This is a genomic window from Micromonospora sp. bgisy143, assembly GCF_057708145.1.
In genome coordinates this window covers 1-15,770 of sequence record NZ_JBYIRN010000030.1, presented here as the reverse complement: position 1 = coordinate 15,770, position 15,770 = coordinate 1, and the positions used below count along the sequence as shown (strand labels likewise).

15 protein-coding genes are annotated in these 15,770 nt (G+C 70.1%); 7 read left to right on the top strand and 8 right to left on the bottom strand.

What is annotated here, in order from left to right:
- The first annotated feature begins 24 nt into the window (after positions 1 to 24).
- Positions 25 to 996, top strand: coding sequence for an acyltransferase domain-containing protein (locus AC3EN4_RS26900; RefSeq protein ID WP_435208798.1), 972 nt, complete (start codon positions 25 to 27; stop codon positions 994 to 996).
- Here the strand turns inward: AC3EN4_RS26900 and AC3EN4_RS26895 are convergent.
- Positions 993 to 1,868, bottom strand: a complete 876-nt coding sequence (locus AC3EN4_RS26895; protein WP_435208797.1) for an NAD(P)-dependent oxidoreductase — start codon at positions 1,866 to 1,868, stop codon at positions 993 to 995. The genes AC3EN4_RS26900 and AC3EN4_RS26895 overlap by 4 nt on opposite strands.
- Before the next feature lie 453 nt (positions 1,869 to 2,321).
- Between AC3EN4_RS26895 and AC3EN4_RS26890 the strand changes: the two genes are divergently transcribed.
- Entirely contained in the window at positions 2,322 to 5,405 is a 3,084-nt protein-coding gene (locus AC3EN4_RS26890) for a S8 family serine peptidase (RefSeq protein WP_435208795.1), read from the top strand.
- 50 nt (positions 5,406 to 5,455) lie between these two features.
- Here AC3EN4_RS26890 and AC3EN4_RS26885 read toward each other — a convergent pair whose 3' ends face one another.
- From AC3EN4_RS26885 to AC3EN4_RS26870, 4 genes are all read right to left on the bottom strand, one after another.
- The gene (locus AC3EN4_RS26885) at positions 5,456 to 6,211 is read right to left on the bottom strand and encodes a hypothetical protein (protein ID WP_435208793.1); all 756 of its coding nucleotides are present in this window, start codon (positions 6,209 to 6,211) and stop codon (positions 5,456 to 5,458) included.
- A gap of 83 nt (positions 6,212 to 6,294) precedes the next feature.
- Positions 6,295 to 6,516, bottom strand: a complete 222-nt coding sequence (locus AC3EN4_RS26880; RefSeq protein WP_435208791.1) for a GntR family transcriptional regulator — start codon at positions 6,514 to 6,516, stop codon at positions 6,295 to 6,297.
- Positions 6,509 to 7,255 carry a PP2C family protein-serine/threonine phosphatase gene (locus tag AC3EN4_RS26875; RefSeq protein WP_435208880.1) on the bottom strand — a complete coding sequence of 249 codons (747 nt, stop codon included), beginning with the start codon at positions 7,253 to 7,255 and terminating at the stop codon, positions 6,509 to 6,511. Before AC3EN4_RS26875 ends, AC3EN4_RS26880 begins: the two co-directional genes overlap by 8 nt.
- 2 nt (positions 7,256 to 7,257) lie before the next feature.
- Positions 7,258 to 8,058 carry a GntR family transcriptional regulator gene (locus AC3EN4_RS26870; RefSeq protein WP_435208879.1) on the bottom strand — a complete coding sequence of 267 codons (801 nt, stop codon included), beginning with the start codon at positions 8,056 to 8,058 and terminating at the stop codon, positions 7,258 to 7,260.
- Positions 8,059 to 8,098: 40 nt separating this feature from the next.
- Here AC3EN4_RS26870 and AC3EN4_RS26865 point away from each other — a divergent pair, with 40 nt between their 5' ends.
- Positions 8,099 to 8,500: a hypothetical protein gene (locus AC3EN4_RS26865; protein ID WP_435208790.1), complete on the top strand. Its 402-nt coding sequence runs from the start codon at positions 8,099 to 8,101 to the stop codon at positions 8,498 to 8,500.
- 167 nt (positions 8,501 to 8,667) lie between these two features.
- Here the strand turns inward: AC3EN4_RS26865 and AC3EN4_RS26860 are convergent, their stop codons facing one another.
- Entirely contained in the window at positions 8,668 to 12,132 is a 3,465-nt protein-coding gene (locus AC3EN4_RS26860) for a ThuA domain-containing protein (RefSeq protein ID WP_435208788.1), read from the bottom strand.
- Between the two features lie 168 nt (positions 12,133 to 12,300).
- Between AC3EN4_RS26860 and AC3EN4_RS26855 the strand changes: the two genes are divergently transcribed.
- On the top strand, positions 12,301 to 13,116 hold the full coding sequence (locus AC3EN4_RS26855) for a hypothetical protein (protein ID WP_435208786.1): 816 nt from the start codon (positions 12,301 to 12,303) through the stop codon (positions 13,114 to 13,116).
- Positions 13,116 to 13,406: a DUF1905 domain-containing protein gene (locus AC3EN4_RS26850; RefSeq protein ID WP_435208784.1), complete on the top strand. Its 291-nt coding sequence runs from the start codon at positions 13,116 to 13,118 to the stop codon at positions 13,404 to 13,406. The genes AC3EN4_RS26855 and AC3EN4_RS26850 overlap by 1 nt, the downstream gene beginning before the upstream one ends.
- Positions 13,407 to 13,466: 60 nt before the next feature.
- On the opposite strand, the gene AC3EN4_RS26845 is transcribed toward AC3EN4_RS26850, so the two are convergent.
- Positions 13,467 to 13,841, bottom strand: a complete 375-nt coding sequence (locus AC3EN4_RS26845; protein WP_435208782.1) for a VOC family protein — start codon at positions 13,839 to 13,841, stop codon at positions 13,467 to 13,469.
- A gap of 274 nt (positions 13,842 to 14,115) precedes the next feature.
- On the opposite strand from AC3EN4_RS26845, the gene AC3EN4_RS26840 reads away from it, so the two are divergent.
- A complete protein-coding gene (locus AC3EN4_RS26840) occupies positions 14,116 to 14,598 on the top strand; it encodes a hypothetical protein (protein WP_435208780.1) in 483 nt (160 codons plus the stop codon).
- The gene (locus tag AC3EN4_RS26835; RefSeq protein ID WP_435208778.1) at positions 14,583 to 15,044 is read left to right on the top strand and encodes a DUF6924 domain-containing protein; all 462 of its coding nucleotides are present in this window, start codon (positions 14,583 to 14,585) and stop codon (positions 15,042 to 15,044) included. The genes AC3EN4_RS26840 and AC3EN4_RS26835 overlap by 16 nt, the downstream gene beginning before the upstream one ends.
- A gap of 15 nt (positions 15,045 to 15,059) precedes the next feature.
- Here the strand turns inward: AC3EN4_RS26835 and AC3EN4_RS26830 are convergent, their stop codons facing one another.
- Complete coding sequence (locus AC3EN4_RS26830; protein ID WP_435208878.1) at positions 15,060 to 15,713, bottom strand: GNAT family N-acetyltransferase; 654 nt, start codon at positions 15,711 to 15,713, stop codon at positions 15,060 to 15,062.
- Positions 15,714 to 15,770 lie beyond the last annotated feature (57 nt).

The following is a 15,770-nucleotide window of genomic DNA, read 5'->3' as shown; positions in this document are numbered from 1 at the left end:
CCGGTCGGCGGTAGGGTCGTGCGCGTGGACCTGAACGAGACCGCGGGGCTGCTCGGGGTGCCCGTCGACGCCGTCGAGCGGGTGCACCAGCTCGCCGGTGACCGGCCCTCGGCTCCGCTGCCCGCCAAGGCGGACGCGCAGGCGATCCTCGACCGGCTCGCGGTGCCGCCGGACGACGCCGCCGAGATCATCGCGGGTTGGCCGGACCACGAGTCACCACTGTGGACTCCGGAACTGCGCTGGCTGCTCGACCGCTCGATCGCGCTGGTCCGCGCCGACCTCGGCGGGTACGTCTGGCTGCCGCCCGGCCCGGAGCTGCCGCGCGACCGTGGCCTCGCCTGGCGGCACCTCTACGTCTACGCGTACCTCGCCCTGGTCGAGGTCGTCCGGGGCTACCACCGCGACCACGGCGTTCCCGACGCGGTGTCCTGGGCGACCCTCGCCGACCTGGGCCGCAACCTCGCCGTCGACCGGCGGATGCGCGGCGAGGGCTGGCCGGTCATGCAGAGCTGGCTGACGCTGCACGTCCGCGGCGCCGTCTACGAGTTGGGCCGGTTGCAGCACCATCGCGGCGACGGTGCCATCGGCCTGCACATCCCGGACGCGGGGCCGCTGACCCCGGCGGCGGTCACGGCGTCACTCGAGCAGGGCCGCGCCTTCTTCGCGCGGCACTTCCCCGACGAGCGGTACGCGGCGTTCTCCTGCGGCTCGTGGCTGCTCGATCCCCAGTTGCGCGAGTACCTGCCCGAGGACTCCAACATCATCCGCTTCCAGCGACGGTTCGAGCTGGCGCCCTACGAGGAGCCGGAAGGGCTGGACGCGGACGTCGAGGTGCTGCGGTTCGTGTTCCGGACGCTGACCACGCCACTCGACGAGCTGCCGCGCCGCACCGCCCTGCAACGGGCGATCGTCGACCACCTGTCGGCCGGCCGGCACTGGCAGTGGCGGCAGGGCCGCTTCCCGATCGACGCGCCGGGACCGGAGGTGGCCCGCTAGCGGCCGGCGACGATGGCGACGGCCTCGACGAGGCTGTCCGCGCCGGCCAGCCCGCGGTCGCGCAGCTCGCTCGGGTCGAGCCCGCGCGCCCGGACCGCATCGGCGAAGTGCTCGATGTCCTTACGCATGAGCGTCTGCAGGTGGGGCGCGAGGTCGGGGGTGATCTCGGTGTTCAGCGCGCCGAGCATGAAGCTTGCCCCGCTGCTCACCGAGAGTGCCGTGATCAGCGCCGGGATGTCCATGTCCAACTTCTCGGCGATGCGCAGCATGTCGGCGGCGTTCTTGAGGTTGCTCATCGTCATGGAGTTGTTCAGGAGCTTGGTGAGCTGGCCGGTGCCGACCGGACCCATGTGCACCACCAGGCGGGAGAACGTGTCGAAGATCGGCGTACAGCGGTCGTAGGCCGCTTGGTCACCGCCCACGAAGGTGGTCAGGGTCCGCGACCGGGCGCCAGGTCCGCCGCCGCTGACCGGAGCGTCCAGGTACGCCACACCGTGCGCGGCGAAGCGCTCCCCGATCGCCGCGTTCTCGGTGGGGTCGCCGGTGCCGTGATTGACCACCACGGTGCCGGGCCGCAGCCCGTCCAGGAGTTGACGATGGTCCAGCAGGTCGGCGATGTCGTTGTCGTCGCGCAGGCACAGCAGCAGGACGTCGACCCTTCCGGCCAGCTCCGCGACGGTCGCAGCCACGGTGTACGGCGTCTCCTCGAGCGCTGCCAGCGATTCCGGACGACGGGCCCAGACGTGCAGGTCGTGGTCGCTCTCACCCACCGCGCGGGCCATCGGGGCGCCCTGGTCGCCCAGCCCGATGAAACCGACGGCCGTCAGCGGACGCCCGCCTGGGTGGCCGTCGAGGCTGATCCGCTCTGTCATGGTTGTCGTCTCCTCTCGCGTCACACTGACGGGAACACTGTCACCCGGTTGGTCGCCGTCAGCCGGGTTCCCGGTTCTCCTGGTAACGCCAGGGCCAGGCTCCCCGCCGGGGGCCCCGACCGGTGGCCGGTGGAAAGATCCGACGATCTGCGCTCAGAGCGGACCGGCAGCGCCGCGCACGCCGACCCGTTTCGCGGACCCACCAGGGCCGCCGTGGGCGTGGATGGCCTTGCGTGGTCGGGATGTGACGCCGGCCGTGGCCGGCATTCTGCCTCAACCGCGCCGGAAAAACATGATCTAGGCACGACTGAAACATCATGATCTTATGTGCGTCATGATCCGTAACACCGCTCGAACCCTCGATTAATCGTCGACGGCTTAGGTGGGGGAGCGCTCCCAAGCGGGTCGCAGCAGATGAGCAAGCCCCACACCGGGGCGATGGAAGGGAGTCTCGTGTCCACACGCACGAGCGGGAAAAACCTGCGAAGACTGGCGATACCGACGCTGGTCGTCGCGATGTTCGCCGGCACGACCGGCGTCGCGGGAACGGCGTCGGCAGCGCCCGGAGACACCTCGGCCAACGGCGGCCCCGGCTACTTCACGAAGGGGTCGGACCAGCGCACCACCCTGACCGATGGCGCTGACCGTCGCGCGGACGCCGAGGCGACCAGCCCGAAGTCCGCCGTGGACGTCACCGGCTCGGGGGTCTACGTCGTCGAGCTGGCCGAGGCGCCGCTGACCACGTACGTCGGCGGGGTTTCCGGGCTGGCGCGGACCCGCCCCACGCCCGGGGCCCGGCTGGACGTCACGTCGGCGCCGTCGCAGGCGTACCGCCGGCACCTCGACGCGCAGCGGTCCGCCGTCGCCGCCGCGGCCGGCGTTCAGGTCAAGGCCGCCTACACCGCCGCCTTCAACGGGTTCTCGGCGACGCTGACCGCCAAGCAGGCGACCGCGCTGCGCGCCGACAAGCGGGTACGCGCCGTCACCGCCGCGCGGGCGCTGGGCACCCGGGCGGCGACGCCGCGCACGGCCGCCCCGAGCGGAACCCCCGCCGGTACGCCGAACTCCACGGCCGTCGATCCGTCCGCAGTGGACGCCGCGGCCAAGCCGGCCACGCCGACCGCGCCGGTCAAGCCCGGTCCGGCCACCGGAGCGGGCATGGTGGTCGGTGTCCTGGACACCGGCATCTGGCCGGAGAGCGAGTCGTTCGCCAAGAAGATGCCCGCCCCCAAGACGTGGCACGGCACCTGCCAGACCGGCGTGGCCTTCGTGGCGGAGCACTGCAACGGCAAGATCGTCGGTGCCCGGTACTTCGCAGACACCTGGCTCGCCGGCGGTGGCTCGGTGCCCGAGGGTGAGGTGCTGTCCCCCCGTGACATGTCCGGGCACGGTACCCACACCGCGTCCACGGCCGCCGGTCTGCCGGTGCGGGACGTCACGATCGACGGTCGGTCGTACGGTGCGGTCTCCGGCGTGGCGCCGGACGCCCAGATCGCCGTCTACAAGGTGCTCTGGGGCGGGGTGGGCTTCGACGCCGACATCATCGCCGGCATCGACGCGGCCGTCGCCGACGGCGTGCAGGTGCTGAACTTCTCCATCGGCAGCCAGCTCGGCGACTGGGAGGCCAACACGCCGATCGGCGTCGCCTTCCTCAACGCCACGCTCTCCGGGGTCTTCGTGGCGGCGTCGGCGGGAAACACCGGCATCGTGAGTGGCGCCATCAGCAACGCGGCGCCCTGGGTGACCACGGTGGGCGCTGCGGTGACCAACACCAACGCGGCGACGGTCATCCTGGGCGACGGCACGAAGCTGGTCGGCGGCTCGCTGGACGCGCTGCCCGGCGGCACCTCCCGGCAGATGGTCTTCGGTGACCAGGCCGGTTCGCTGGAGCAGGGCTCGGCGTACTGCGAGCCGGGCAGTCTCGACCCGGCGAAGATCAAGGGCAAGGTCGTCGCCTGCGCGTTGTCGAGCCCCTTCAACTCCGCGCTGGAGGTGAAGGAGAAGGGCGGTACGGCGATGGTGGTGTTCGACCCGGTCGGCAACTACCGGATCAACTCCATCTACAACTTCCCGGTGGTCTACCTGAACACCGAGAAGCAGGCCGGCACGCTCTTCAACTACCTGATGCGCCACCCGTCCGACGCCAAGGTGTCGCTGCGCACCGGCGGCGACGGCTCCAGCGTCCCGGGGATCCCCAGCGTGGCGGACTACTCCTCGACCGGCCCGGACAAGACCACCTTCGGCGTCTTCAAGCCGGACCTGGTCGCGCCCGGCACGGACATCATCGCCGCGGTCTCGCCGGCCGGTAACTTCGGTCGGGCCTACGACGCGTACTCCGGAACCTCGATGGCGTCGCCGTACGTGGCCGGCGCGGCGGCGATCCTGCGTGCCACGCACCCCACCTGGTCGCCGGGAACGGTCGCCTCGGCCCTGCGGACCACCGCCACCGACACCCGGGGCACCACCAACCCGCTGGACCAGGGCAGCGGCTTCATCAACCTGGCCGGTGCCAAGGACCCGGGCCTGGTCATCGAGCCGGCAGCGGCCGACCTGGTCGAGTTCAGCCAGACGGCCCAGCCGGACGGCAAGGAGCTCAACCTGCCGGCCATCTCGCTGCGCGAGTACGACGGCACCCACCCGGTGACCATCAAGCGCACGCTGACCAACGTGGGCACGACCCGGGAGACCTACCGTTCCTCGGTGTCCGGCCTGCCCGGCATGACGGTCACGGTGTCGCCCGCGTCGGTGACGCTCGCGCCCGGCAAGTCCGCGACGGTGACCATCACGCTGCGCCGGGGCAGCGCCCCCTGGGACCGGTACGTCACCGGGTCGATCACCTGGCGCGGCAAGGTGCACAGTGCCCGGATTCCGGTCGCCGCCCGCCCGTGGGGCATCACCCCCCGGCCGTACGCTGACGACGGCGAGGAGTTCGGCCGGATGACCAGCGGGTCCTACGGCTACGCCCAGCCGGGCTTCACCGGACCGATCACCGGTCGCAGCACCGGCTACACGCCGATGCGTCGGGAGTCGTACTCGATGCCGGCCGGCGTGTACGGCGGCGTGTTCGACCCGAAGGCGTCCGGGGTGAAGAAGGTCGACTTCACGGTGCCGGCGAATTCCGCCGCCATCATCGTCGAGGCCAACACCGGGGATCCGAACACCAACCTCGACCTGTACCTGTACAAGGGCGACACCCTCGTCTACAGCAGTGACAGGTACTGGACCAGCGCGGAGCAGGCGTACAAGTTCCTGCCCGAGCCGGGGCGCTACACGGCGTACGTGTTCGCTCAGGTGCCCGGCGGCCCGGTGGTGGACTTCACGTTGGGTCACGCCATCATCGGCCGCAACGCCACGTACGCGCCGGCCACGCTGACGATGCCGTCGACGACCGAGCGCGGTCAGAGCCTCAACTTCACGTTGAAGCCCAACCGGCCGCTGCCCGAGGGCGACTTCTGGGCGTACACCGAGTACCGCACCAACGGCACGGTTGTCCCCGGCAACCTCGTCTCCACCCAGCAGAGCGCCTGGGAGCAGTAGCCGTACCGGCTGGTGGGGCGGTGCCGTCGCGGGCCGCCCCACCAGCTTTTCTACCCCTGCCAGGCGTCGATCGCACGCACCCCGTCGCGCAGGGTCCGGTCCAGGGTGGCCGGGTTGCCGCTGCTGCCCTCCCAGCCCTGGTCGTCGAGGACCGTCACCACACCGTCGACCCGGGCCACGGCGATCTGGGCGGCGCCCTCGCCGCCGGTACGCTCGCCGTTCAGACTCGTGGCGGGCCACGTCCGGGTCACCAGCAACGCCTCGTCCCCGACGCCGGGCACCGCCTTGCTCCCGACCGTGACCTTGGTGCCGCCCTGGTCGTACGACGGGCACGCCTGCACCGCGGCGCGGAGACGTCGCAGGTAGTCCGAGGCGCCGTCCCCCTCGAAGGTGAAGATGGTCTGGTGGATCATGCCCTGCGGCGTGTTGCTGTCGGGCTCGCCGGCCTTCTTGTAGGTCAGCGTCATGGCCGCGCTCGCGGTGACCTGTCGACCCCCGGTGCCGAACTCGTTGCCGCACAGCGTGGGCAGCGCCTCGGCGACCCGCGTCGGACGGCGCGGAGACTTCCGCAGCTCGGACGGTAGCTCCACGAAGGCCGACGTCGGGATGGTCGTCGGCGCGCCGGCGCTCGCGGACGGCTGGTCGGTCGGGCTGGGCGCGGCTGTGGGTGTCGATGTCGTCGACGCGGCCGACGGCGTCGGGTCGGACCCTCCTTCGCCAGCCGTGCAGGCGGTGCTCAACGCGACGGTGCCCAGCAACGGCAGGATCAGCGCTCGGGTGGTCGGCGACAGCGCGTACCGGCTCATGTTTCCCCCTCACCTCGACCGGCACAGTTCCCTGCCATGGTCGACCGGAAACGATCGGCACCGGCGTCGGCGCGCCGGCTCGCTCAGGCGCCGGCTTCCGACACGAAGATGCCCCGACCCGCCCGACCGATCAGCTCACCACTCTCGATCATGGTGTCGACGGCACGTCTGACGGTCATGTGGGAGGTGTCGTACTCGTCGGCCAGCAGGCGGACGGACGGCAGCTTGGATCCCGCAGGGTAGATCCCCGCCGCGATCTTGGCTCGCAGATCATCCCTGATCTGTCGCCACAGCGGCTCATTCATCGTTGGTCGGGTTCCTCAGGGCAGCCCGGGTCACGTCGATGACGATTACCGTGACGTTGTCGTGTCCACCCTGGTCGATCGCCATGCCCACGAGTTGGTCGGCGATGCTTCCTGGGTTGTCGTCGGAATCGAGCGCAGCTCGGATCTGCTCGTGCGGCACGTACGAACTCAGTCCGTCAGAGCACAACAGGACTCGGTCGCCGGGCTGAAGCTGGAGCGGCCTCAGGTCGGCCGACCGGCCGTCGGCCCGTCCGTCGAGGAAGCGGGCCAGCCTCCCGGAAAGATGGGGCACCTCCTCGGCGTCGGCGACGAGGTGTTCGTAGGTGTGGTCCTCGCTGATCTGAACCAGGGCGTTGTCGCGGGAGCCGTGGCGTCGGACCAGATAGGCCCGGGAATCCCCGACATTTGCCGCGATCGCATGACCGCCGGAATGCAGCAGAGCGACGAACGTAGTGCCCATCCCCGCCAGATCCGGGTTCTCGCGGACCTTTCTCCGTAACTCGTCGCTCGCGTCGTTGATGGCCCGTCCCAAGAAGTCAGCAAGATCTTCCGGATCCACCGCGCGGTCGTACGCCTGAACGGCAGCGACGACTGTGCTGCTCGCGACGTCACCGGCGACGTGGCCGCCAAGACCGTCGGCGACCACGTACAGCCACTGTCCCTGGCTGTGGGAGTCCTCGTTCCGTCTGCGGACGAGGCCCTGGTGCGTCCGGCTGGCCGCCACGAGACAGAGGGTCACGGTCATGACCTCCTACTCGGTCCGCCGTCGGGCCACGGCTCCTTCGCGCTCGCGTCGCGGTGCAGGACGTGGACTGTTTCGACCCGGTCGCTCGCCACGACGTACTCGGTCACCTCGACCGGCTTCTGGTCGCCTCCCGAGGTGCCGACCCGTACGATCTCCAGTACGGGCAGGTTGGTGGGGATCTCCAAAAGACCGGCTTCGTCCTTGCTGGGCATCCGGGCGCGGTGGATCTCTATCCAGCTGATCGGCCAGTGGCCGGCGTTCTCGATGTGGTGCAGCCACTCGCCTGCCGCCGGGCTCGCGTCCAGGTCGGCGACGATGTGCGCGACGCGTGGGTGAATCCACGAGATATTGATCTGGAACGGGGCCTCGGACGCTGGCCCGGTAACCCGAAATCGGCGAAGCACTTCGGTGCCGGGCTCTACCCCCAGAAGTTTGGCGACGCGGGGATCGTCCAGTCGGGCTGGCGCGTTGATGGCCTCGCCGTGGCTAACCCACACTTCCTGGCTGCTTGCCGAAGGGAACGAGTACCCCGTTGCCTGCGCGTTGCGCTTGACGAGATCACCGCGGGGCCGGCGTGGGCGTATCGTGCCGTATCGAACGGCGATGCCCCGCCCCTGGACGGCCCACACGTAGCCCTCGGTCTCCAGCAGGGCGATGGCCCGGCCGACGGTGTCGCGGTTGGCGTCGTACTCGGCTGCGAGGTCGTTGAGGGTCGGCAGCCGCGCACCCGGCTCCCATTCTCCGGCTTCGATCCGCTCGCGGATCATGGACGCGATGTTCAGGTAGCGCGAGTGCACCGGCACGTCCACGCCCTTCCCGGTTGTCCATAGACAAGCCTTGACGCTGAGGCAGATTGTCCCCACACTATCTCTGAAGATTGTCCCAAGACAATCTGGTGCCTACGAGGTCCGGAGTCAGTCAGCCCTCGAGACCGGCACGCGGGGAGCCCTCAGGAGGGAGATGTCCATGACGGGAAATTGTGCCGAGTCAGAAGCGTTGCCCGTGAGCAGTCCAACGAGGCCGGAGAGGCCGACGGTTGTCGTGGCAGAAGTGCCGCAGGTTTTCGTCCTCATCAGGGACGAGAAGACTGTCGGCTACCTCTTCGACCTTCCCTCGGGTGCGGTGGCCATCCTGGATGGTGCGAGGGAGATCTTCCGATCGGACTCCCTGGACGACTTCGCCAGGTTCTTCGGCCCATTGCTGGATCTTCACATCGCGAAGGTCCGGCAAGACCTCTAAACGAGCAATCCCTGACCTTTGCGGGAGGCGGATGCGGTCGTGACGGTATACCTCAGCGTCATATTGATACCTCTGCGGTGTACCGCTCACCAGCACATCGACGCGGCGGGCCGCCACGGTGGGCGGTGGCGGGCGGGGCGGCGCGACCCGCCCGCCACCGATTCACCTCAGGTGACCGTGACGGTCAGGTTGAGCGAGCGGGTCTCGCCACCGGTGTAGGTGATCGTCACCCGGGCGGTGTAGGTGCCCTTGCGCGGGTAGCTGTGACTCGTCGACCGCAGCGCCGCGCCGTGCGCCACCGCGCTGTTGTCGCCGAAGTCCCACGCGTAGTCGGTGATGCTCTGCCCGGACGGCGCCGTCGCCGTCGCGGTCAACGTGGTGGTCAGCGGCGCGGCGCCGCCGGTCGGGTTGGCCGTGATCGAGAGGGTTCCGCCTGGCTCCTGCTTGACGCCGGCGCCGTTGAACCGCATCCAGTCCAGCGACATCAGGTCGGGTGTGCCGCCGACCTGGGCGGCGTTGACGAACTTGGCGTACAGGACGGTGGTGCCGGTCGGCTTGTTGGTCAGTGTGACGGTGGGGGACACCAGGTTGTCCCACCCGCCGGTCGAGCCGATGGTGGCCGTACCGATCAGGGTGCCGGTCGGCGAGCCGGTGCGCAGCTCGATGGTGCCGCCGAGACCGCCGTTGGTCACCCCGAGCGTCACCGAGCCGATGTTGCGCAGGTCCACCGGCCCGTACGCCGCCCAGTCGTTGTGGTCGACGTCGCCGAGCCGCTTGCCGGCGCGGGCGGTGGTCCGGTCGTTGACGACGAGGCCGGACTGGGCGCTGAAGTGCTCGGCCTCCTTGCTCTTGGGTTGCAGCTGGACCCGGGTCGAGCCGGTGAGCGCGGGTACGCCGGCGGCCGCGCCACCGTCGGTGTACTGGGCGGTGATCAGGGTGTAGAGGTTCTGCCCCGGCCCGTGCCCGTCACCGGCGTCGGCCTCGGTGGCCAACAGCCCGGAGCAGCCGGTGTAGACGTCCAGTGGGTGGGCGTGCGTGTCGTGACCGAGCTGCGTCTGTACGGTCACCTTGGCGCAGTCGACGGTGGTGTCCTCCGGGTCGGTGACCGTCACCGTGTACGGGATCTTGTCGCCGAAGTCGAAGAACCCGCCGTCGGGCACGGTGACGGTGACCGTCGGCCGGGTGTTGCCGACCACCACGTCGGTGACGGCGGTGGCGGTCAGCCCGTTGCCGCTGTTGCGGACGGTCAGCCGGGCGGTGAATTTCCCGGCCGTCGCGTACGTGAAGCTCGGGTTGGCGGCGGTGGAGTCGATGCTGCCGTCGTTGGTGAAGTCCCAGGCGTAGCTGAGCGCGGTGCCGTCACCGGCCGTCGTGCCGGCCGAGGAGAAGCCGACCGTCAGCGGCGTGCGTCCGCTGTCCGGAGTGGCGGTGATCTTCGCGGTCGGTGGCCGTCCGTTGGCCACGTAGTCGATCCGGTAGATGCCGGCGCCGGCGTTGCTGCCGCCGCGACCGCTGCCGGTGCCCTCGCCGAAGTCGATGACGTAGAGCGAGCCGTCCGGGCCGAACTCCGCCTCGAAGGGCTGGATCCAGCTCATGTTCTCGAAGATCCCGTTGATCGACTGGAGGTCGCCGACGGCGGTGGGCGCGAAGCGCGAATTGCTGAACGTCTGCGCCGTCTTGTGGATCGAGAGCGTCTTGAACCACTTGCGGGTGAACTCGTACGTGATCCACTTGCCCTCGAAGTACTCCGGGAACTTGGTGGTACGGGTGTTCGCCGGGTCGAAGTCGTAGACCGGGCCGCTCATCGGTCCGCCACCGCCGGTGCCCACCTCGGGGAACTGGGTGGAGGCGGAGTACGCGTACCAGACCAGCGCCGGCTTCGCCGCCGGCAGGGTGGTCAGGCCGGTGTTGTTGGGGGAGTTGTTCACCGGCGCCGCGCAGTTGAACTTCGCCCCTGAGGTGCTGGTGGCGAAGTTGTAGTCGTTGAACGGGATGTTGTTGCCCACGCAGTACGGCCAGCCGTAGTTGCCGGCGGTGGTGATGCGGTTGAACTCGACGGTCCCCTCCGGTCCACGGTTCGGATCCGCGGCGCGGGCGTCCGGGCCGTAGTCACCGACGAGCACCGCGTTCGTTCCCGGCTCGATGGTGATCCGGAACGGGTTGCGCATGCCCATCGCGTAGATCTCCGGTCGGGTCCGCGCGGTGCCGGCCGGGAAGAGGTTGCCGCTGGGCACGGTGTACGTACCGTCGGCCTGCGGGGTGATCCGCAGGATCTTGCCGCGCAGGTCGTTGGTGTTGCCGGCGGTGCCCTGGGCGTCCCACGCGGCCCGGCCGGACTGCTCGTCGATCGGGGTGTAGCCGCTGGACGCGAACGGGTCGGTGTTGTCGCCGATCGCGGCGTACAGGCGGCCGGCCGCGTCCATGGCCAGCGAACCGCCCATGTGCGAGTTGGCCCGACCCACGCCCCGGTACGTCGGGACGGTCAGCAGCCGCTTCTCCGAGGAGAGCGCGACACTGTTGTTGGCCACCGTGAACCGGGAGAGGTTGAGCTGTTTCAGGGTCTTGTCCGACCAGAGCAGGTAGACCCAGCCGTTGCTGGCGAAGTTGCGGTCCAGGGTCATCCCGAGCAGTCCGTCGGACTGGTCGGTCATCGCCGAGGTGTACGCGAAGTCGAGCAGCGTGGTGACCTGGAGCGTGTCCGAGTCGACCACCTTGAGCGCCCCGGTGCGCTGGATGTAGTAGACCTTGCGGTCGGGCGCCACGGCCAGCTCGAACGGGTCGGCCAGGTTCTCGGTGACCAGACCCACCCGCTCGAAGGTGCCCGTCTTGGTCGCCGAGCAGTCGCCCGCGACCGCGCCCGCGGCCCACTCGATGCCGTACCGCAGGTGCTCCAGGAACGTGGCGCTGCTGAACTGGGCGCTGGCGTGCCCACCGGCGGTGAACCAGGACCGGCCGCCGTCGTAGCGTTGGCACCAGGAGTACGGGTGGTCGACGCCCTCGTCGAGGCCGCTGATCCCGTCGCGCACCTTGATCTGCGCGAGGGTGTGCACGTTGCCGGTCGGGTTGGTCCGCCAGTTGTACCACTCCTCGCTCTGCTCCCACAGCTCCGGCAGGTTGCGGGTGGAGGGGTGGGCGCGGTCGAGGATCTTCACCCGCCCGGGGTACGTCCCACCGGTGGCCGAGAAGTCGGGGTGGTAGTCGAAGATGGTGCCGACCAGACCCTCGTACCAGGGCCAGTCGCGTTCACTGGCCGAGGCGGCGTGCAGGCCGGCCCAGCCGCCCCCGTTGCGGATGAACGTCTGCAACGCCGCGCGCTGGCCGGCGTTGAGCAGGTCACCCGAGGCGGGGGTGGAGTTGGTGTTGTTGAAGACCAGGGCGTCGAAGGTGGCGAGGTTGGCGTCGGTGAAGGCGCCCGCGTCGGTGGTGGCGACCACCTCGAAGTTGTGCGTGGCCCCGAGCTGCTGGATCGCGGCGACGCCGGCCGGGATCGAGTCGTGGTAGAAGTTGGTGATCTTCGAGAAGACCAGCACCCGGAAGCGGGGGGCCGCCTCGGCGGGTAGGGCGGTGGTGGTGGTCAGTACGGTGGCGACGGCGAGCAGGATGAGGCAGAACGCGCGCAGGTGTTTGGGCATGGGGGCGCTCCCTGTCGGACGGTGAGGGTCGGAAAGCGCTTTCTCGCTGCCCGCATCACGGTACTGACGCGCAGTTACGAACGTCAATAGAGCTGAGGTAAGCGGTTTCCTAGGCGCGGACCCACCCGAGCCTCGTCGTCGTTGCCAGGAGCCGAGAGGAGTCGACGAGTGCACGTCACCATGGCTACCGACGCCGGTAGGGCCGACCGGCCGAACGAGGACTTCGTCGGCGCGGTTCCCAACGCGATCGTCCTGCTGGACGGCGCCGGCATCCCCGGCGCCGAGCGACTCTGCGCGCACGGAGTCTCCTGGTACACCCGCCGCCTCGGTGGCGCGCTGCTCGGCGGTCTCGCGCGGGCCGACGGACGCGACCTCGCGGCCATCCTCGCCGACGCCATCGCCGCGACGGCCTCCGCCCACCGCACCACCTGCGACATCACTGATCCCCGCAGTCCACAGGCGACCGTCCTGATGGCCCGCGCCCATCGGGGACGGCTGGACCATCTCCTGCTCGCGGACTCGTACCTCATGCTCGACCAGGTCGGCGGCGGCGTGCGGGTGCTCACCGACGAGCGCGAGGTGGTCGCCAGGCGGGAATGCTCGGCGCCGCTGGCCGGCGTCGCACCCGGAACCGAGGAGTACGACCGCGCCCGCGCCTTGTGCGCCACGGCCCTGCGCGCCCGCCGGAACCAGCCCGGCGGCTACTGGATCGCCAAGGACGATCCGCGCGCGGCGTGGGAGGCGGTGACCGGCAGCGTCGCCCTCGACGAGCTCAACGGCATCGCGGTGCTCAGCAACGGTGCCAGCCGGATCGTCAGCCCGTACGGCCTGACCGGCTGGCCGGGGGTGCGGGAACTGCTGGCCGCCGACGGTCCGTCCGGTGTCATCCGTCGCGTCCGTGCGTTCGAAGCGGAGGTGTGCGGCGGCACCGACGCCCTGGTTCCGGACGACGCCACCGTGGCCCACTACCGTCTGATCCCGTGATGGAGTACGAATTCGAGGGCGCCGTGTGGGAGTGGCGAGGGCCGTCGCCGTACCACTTCGTGACGATCCCACCCGACGGCGTCGACCTGGTGCGCCAGGTGGCGTCGGCGGTCACCTACGGCTGGGGCATGATCCCGGTGGAGGTCCGCCTGGGGCGCAGCCGGTGGCGCACCTCCCTGTTCCCGAAGGACGAGGGCTATGTCCTTCCGCTGCGGGACTCGGTGCGCCACAAGGAGGGCATCGCCCTCGACGACGTCGTGCACATCCACCTCGCCGTTCGGCCGCGGTAGCGCGGCTCGCCACCCGCCCTGGTCGGACGCCGAGCGACAGCGTCCGACCAGGGGCGGCTGCTAGAGGTACGGGCGCGTGATCAGTTCGATCGCGTGTCCGGCCGGGTCCTTGAAGTAGACCCCTCGGCCACCGTGTTCGGTGTTGGTTTCTCCCGGCCGCTTCATCTGCGGGTCGGCCCAGTACGTGATGCCTCGTTCCTGGATGTACGCCAGGCCACGCGTGAAGAGTTCGTCGTCGACGAGGAACGCGTAGTGCTGCATCTGGATGTCCACCGGCGGCTCGGCGAACTGGAGCAGCACACCCTCGTCCAGCAGTACGTTGACGAACGGCCCCCACGAGGGCGCCTCCGGGAGTCCGAACAGTTCCCGGTAGAAGGCGGCGGAGGCGTGCTTGTCCGTCGCGGCGATGATGGTGTGGTTGAACGTGACCGTCACGAGTACCCGTCTTTCGGTCGATCCGAAGACCCGACCGGAAGCACACGGCGTCCAGCAGCCGCACTGATGTGACAGACCCCGAAGGCGAGAATGCCCCGGACCCATGCGGGAGACGCGTACGCGTCGATCTCGGCATGGCGGCTGAAGTAGCCAGAACCTCCGGGGGTAGGCCCATCTGGGGCGCGCGAGAAGGCTAGCACGACGTCCTCTCACCTACCTGACCACCTGCCGCCGAGCGGACTCGAAGCTCGGACGGTTGGCTATCGTCTGCGGTATGGCGATCGATTTCTCCGGCGTCGTGGGCGCGGCCTTCCTCGCGGACGGCCCGGCCGACGGTGTCGACCTCAGCCTGTTCGGGCAGTTCGCGGGCTCCTGGGTGCTGGACTGCACCGAGTACGAGCCCGACGGGTCCTCCACGGTGCGCCGGGGCGAGTGGCACTTCGGCTACGCGCTGGGCGGGCGGGCGACCACCGACGTCTGGATCCTGCCGGGCGTCGAACACGGTGTCAGCGTGCGGTTCCCCGACCCGTCGGCGGGTGCCGGGGTGTGGCGTTCGACGTGGGTTGGCCCGCTCCGGCGGCGGACGCACACCTTCCTGGCGTCGCGCGTCGGTGACGAGATCGTGCTCGACGGTGGCGAGCTGCGCTGGACCTTCTCCGAGATCGAGGCCGACGCGTTCCGCTGGCGCAACGAGGCGCGGCAGCCCGACGGTGGGTGGCGTCTCCAGCAGAGGTTCCAGGTGTGGAGGTCGTCCTGATCCCGCCAGCGAACTCTGCGCCGGTGCACCTGCCCGAGACCCGGGCCGTACCGGTCATCCGTGCCGACTTCAGCGACGACGGCGGATGGGAACGACTCAGGGACGAGATCTGCAGCCCCACCACGGAGGGCTTCGCCGCGGCCGTGGAGTTCGTCGAGGACCGGTCGTTGGTCGGCCTCGTCGGCGCGGCGATCGCAGGCTGCTTTCCGCGCGCCTACCCGACCCGGTACCGGCACCCGGTGCTGTTCGTCGTCGACGCGGTCACCGTCTCGCTGCCGGAGCATCCGCTGCTCGTGGTCAACCTCAACGAGCACGACGACACGGGCTCGTTCCGGACCCTGCCCCGGCAGGTCCAGGCGATCGAGAACAACCTCTCGATCGCCAACATGGATGTCGCCGAGTTCGCGCGCTCGACCGGCCCGGACGGCGTCTTCCGAGGCTTCTGAACGGCGGCCGGGAAGCTACGCCCCAGCCGCCGGCAGGAGCAGCGCCTCCGCGCCGACCGGTCGGAACCCGGCGGCCTGGAAGGCGCGCACGCTGCGGGCGTTGCCGGCGGCCTGCTGTGCCCAGACCGGTTGCCCATCGGGTACGAGGTGTCGGGCGGCCGTCGCCAGCGCCCGTCCCAGGCCCCGGTGGCGGCATCCCTCGTCGACCTCGATCGCCGTCTCCCAGCGCCCCGCCACGCCTCGGCCCAGGACGACCACCCCGCCGTCGGCGGCCCAGACCCGGACGTCGTCACGACGCCGACGCGCGCGGCCCGCGCGGGCGTGCCCGGCGTCCGGAACCTCGGTCAGCCGCAGCGGGGGCGGGCCGGGAAGAGGGCTCGCGACCGTCAGCAGGTCGATGGTGTCGGTGGATCGCCCGGTGCGGTCGAGCAGCGCGCCGAGGAAACGCGGATTCATCGTGGCCGCCAGGCCGTCGCAGTCGAGCGTCGCCAGCGTACGGCGTACCCATGCGGGGTCCTCGTCGGTGAACACCACGGAGTGCGCGGTGAACGCGATGACGCCGGCGTCGCGGTGGCACGGCTGCGGTACGACGGTGGTCCCGCCGTCCGCCGGCGGGAAGTGCCCGATCGCGGCCGCGCGCAGGATGTCGGCCAGGGTGCTGCCGGCGATCGTGGTCTCCTCGGCTCGGTGGAGTAAGCGCCGGGGGGGGGGGGGGGGGGGGGGGGG

Coding starts and splice junctions, on each gene's coding strand:
- AC3EN4_RS26895 (WP_435208797.1), bottom strand. CDS start 1,868: ATGACAGAGCGGATCAGCCTCGACGGCCACCCAGGCGGGCGTCCGCTG.
- AC3EN4_RS26885 (WP_435208793.1), bottom strand. CDS start 6,211: ATGAGCCGGTACGCGCTGTCGCCGACCACCCGAGCGCTGATCCTGCCG.
- AC3EN4_RS26880 (WP_435208791.1), bottom strand. CDS start 6,516: ATGAATGAGCCGCTGTGGCGACAGATCAGGGATGATCTGCGAGCCAAG.
- AC3EN4_RS26860 (WP_435208788.1), bottom strand. CDS start 12,132: ATGCCCAAACACCTGCGCGCGTTCTGCCTCATCCTGCTCGCCGTCGCC.
- AC3EN4_RS26850 (WP_435208784.1), top strand. CDS start 13,116: ATGGAGTACGAATTCGAGGGCGCCGTGTGGGAGTGGCGAGGGCCGTCG.
- AC3EN4_RS26840 (WP_435208780.1), top strand. CDS start 14,116: ATGGCGATCGATTTCTCCGGCGTCGTGGGCGCGGCCTTCCTCGCGGAC.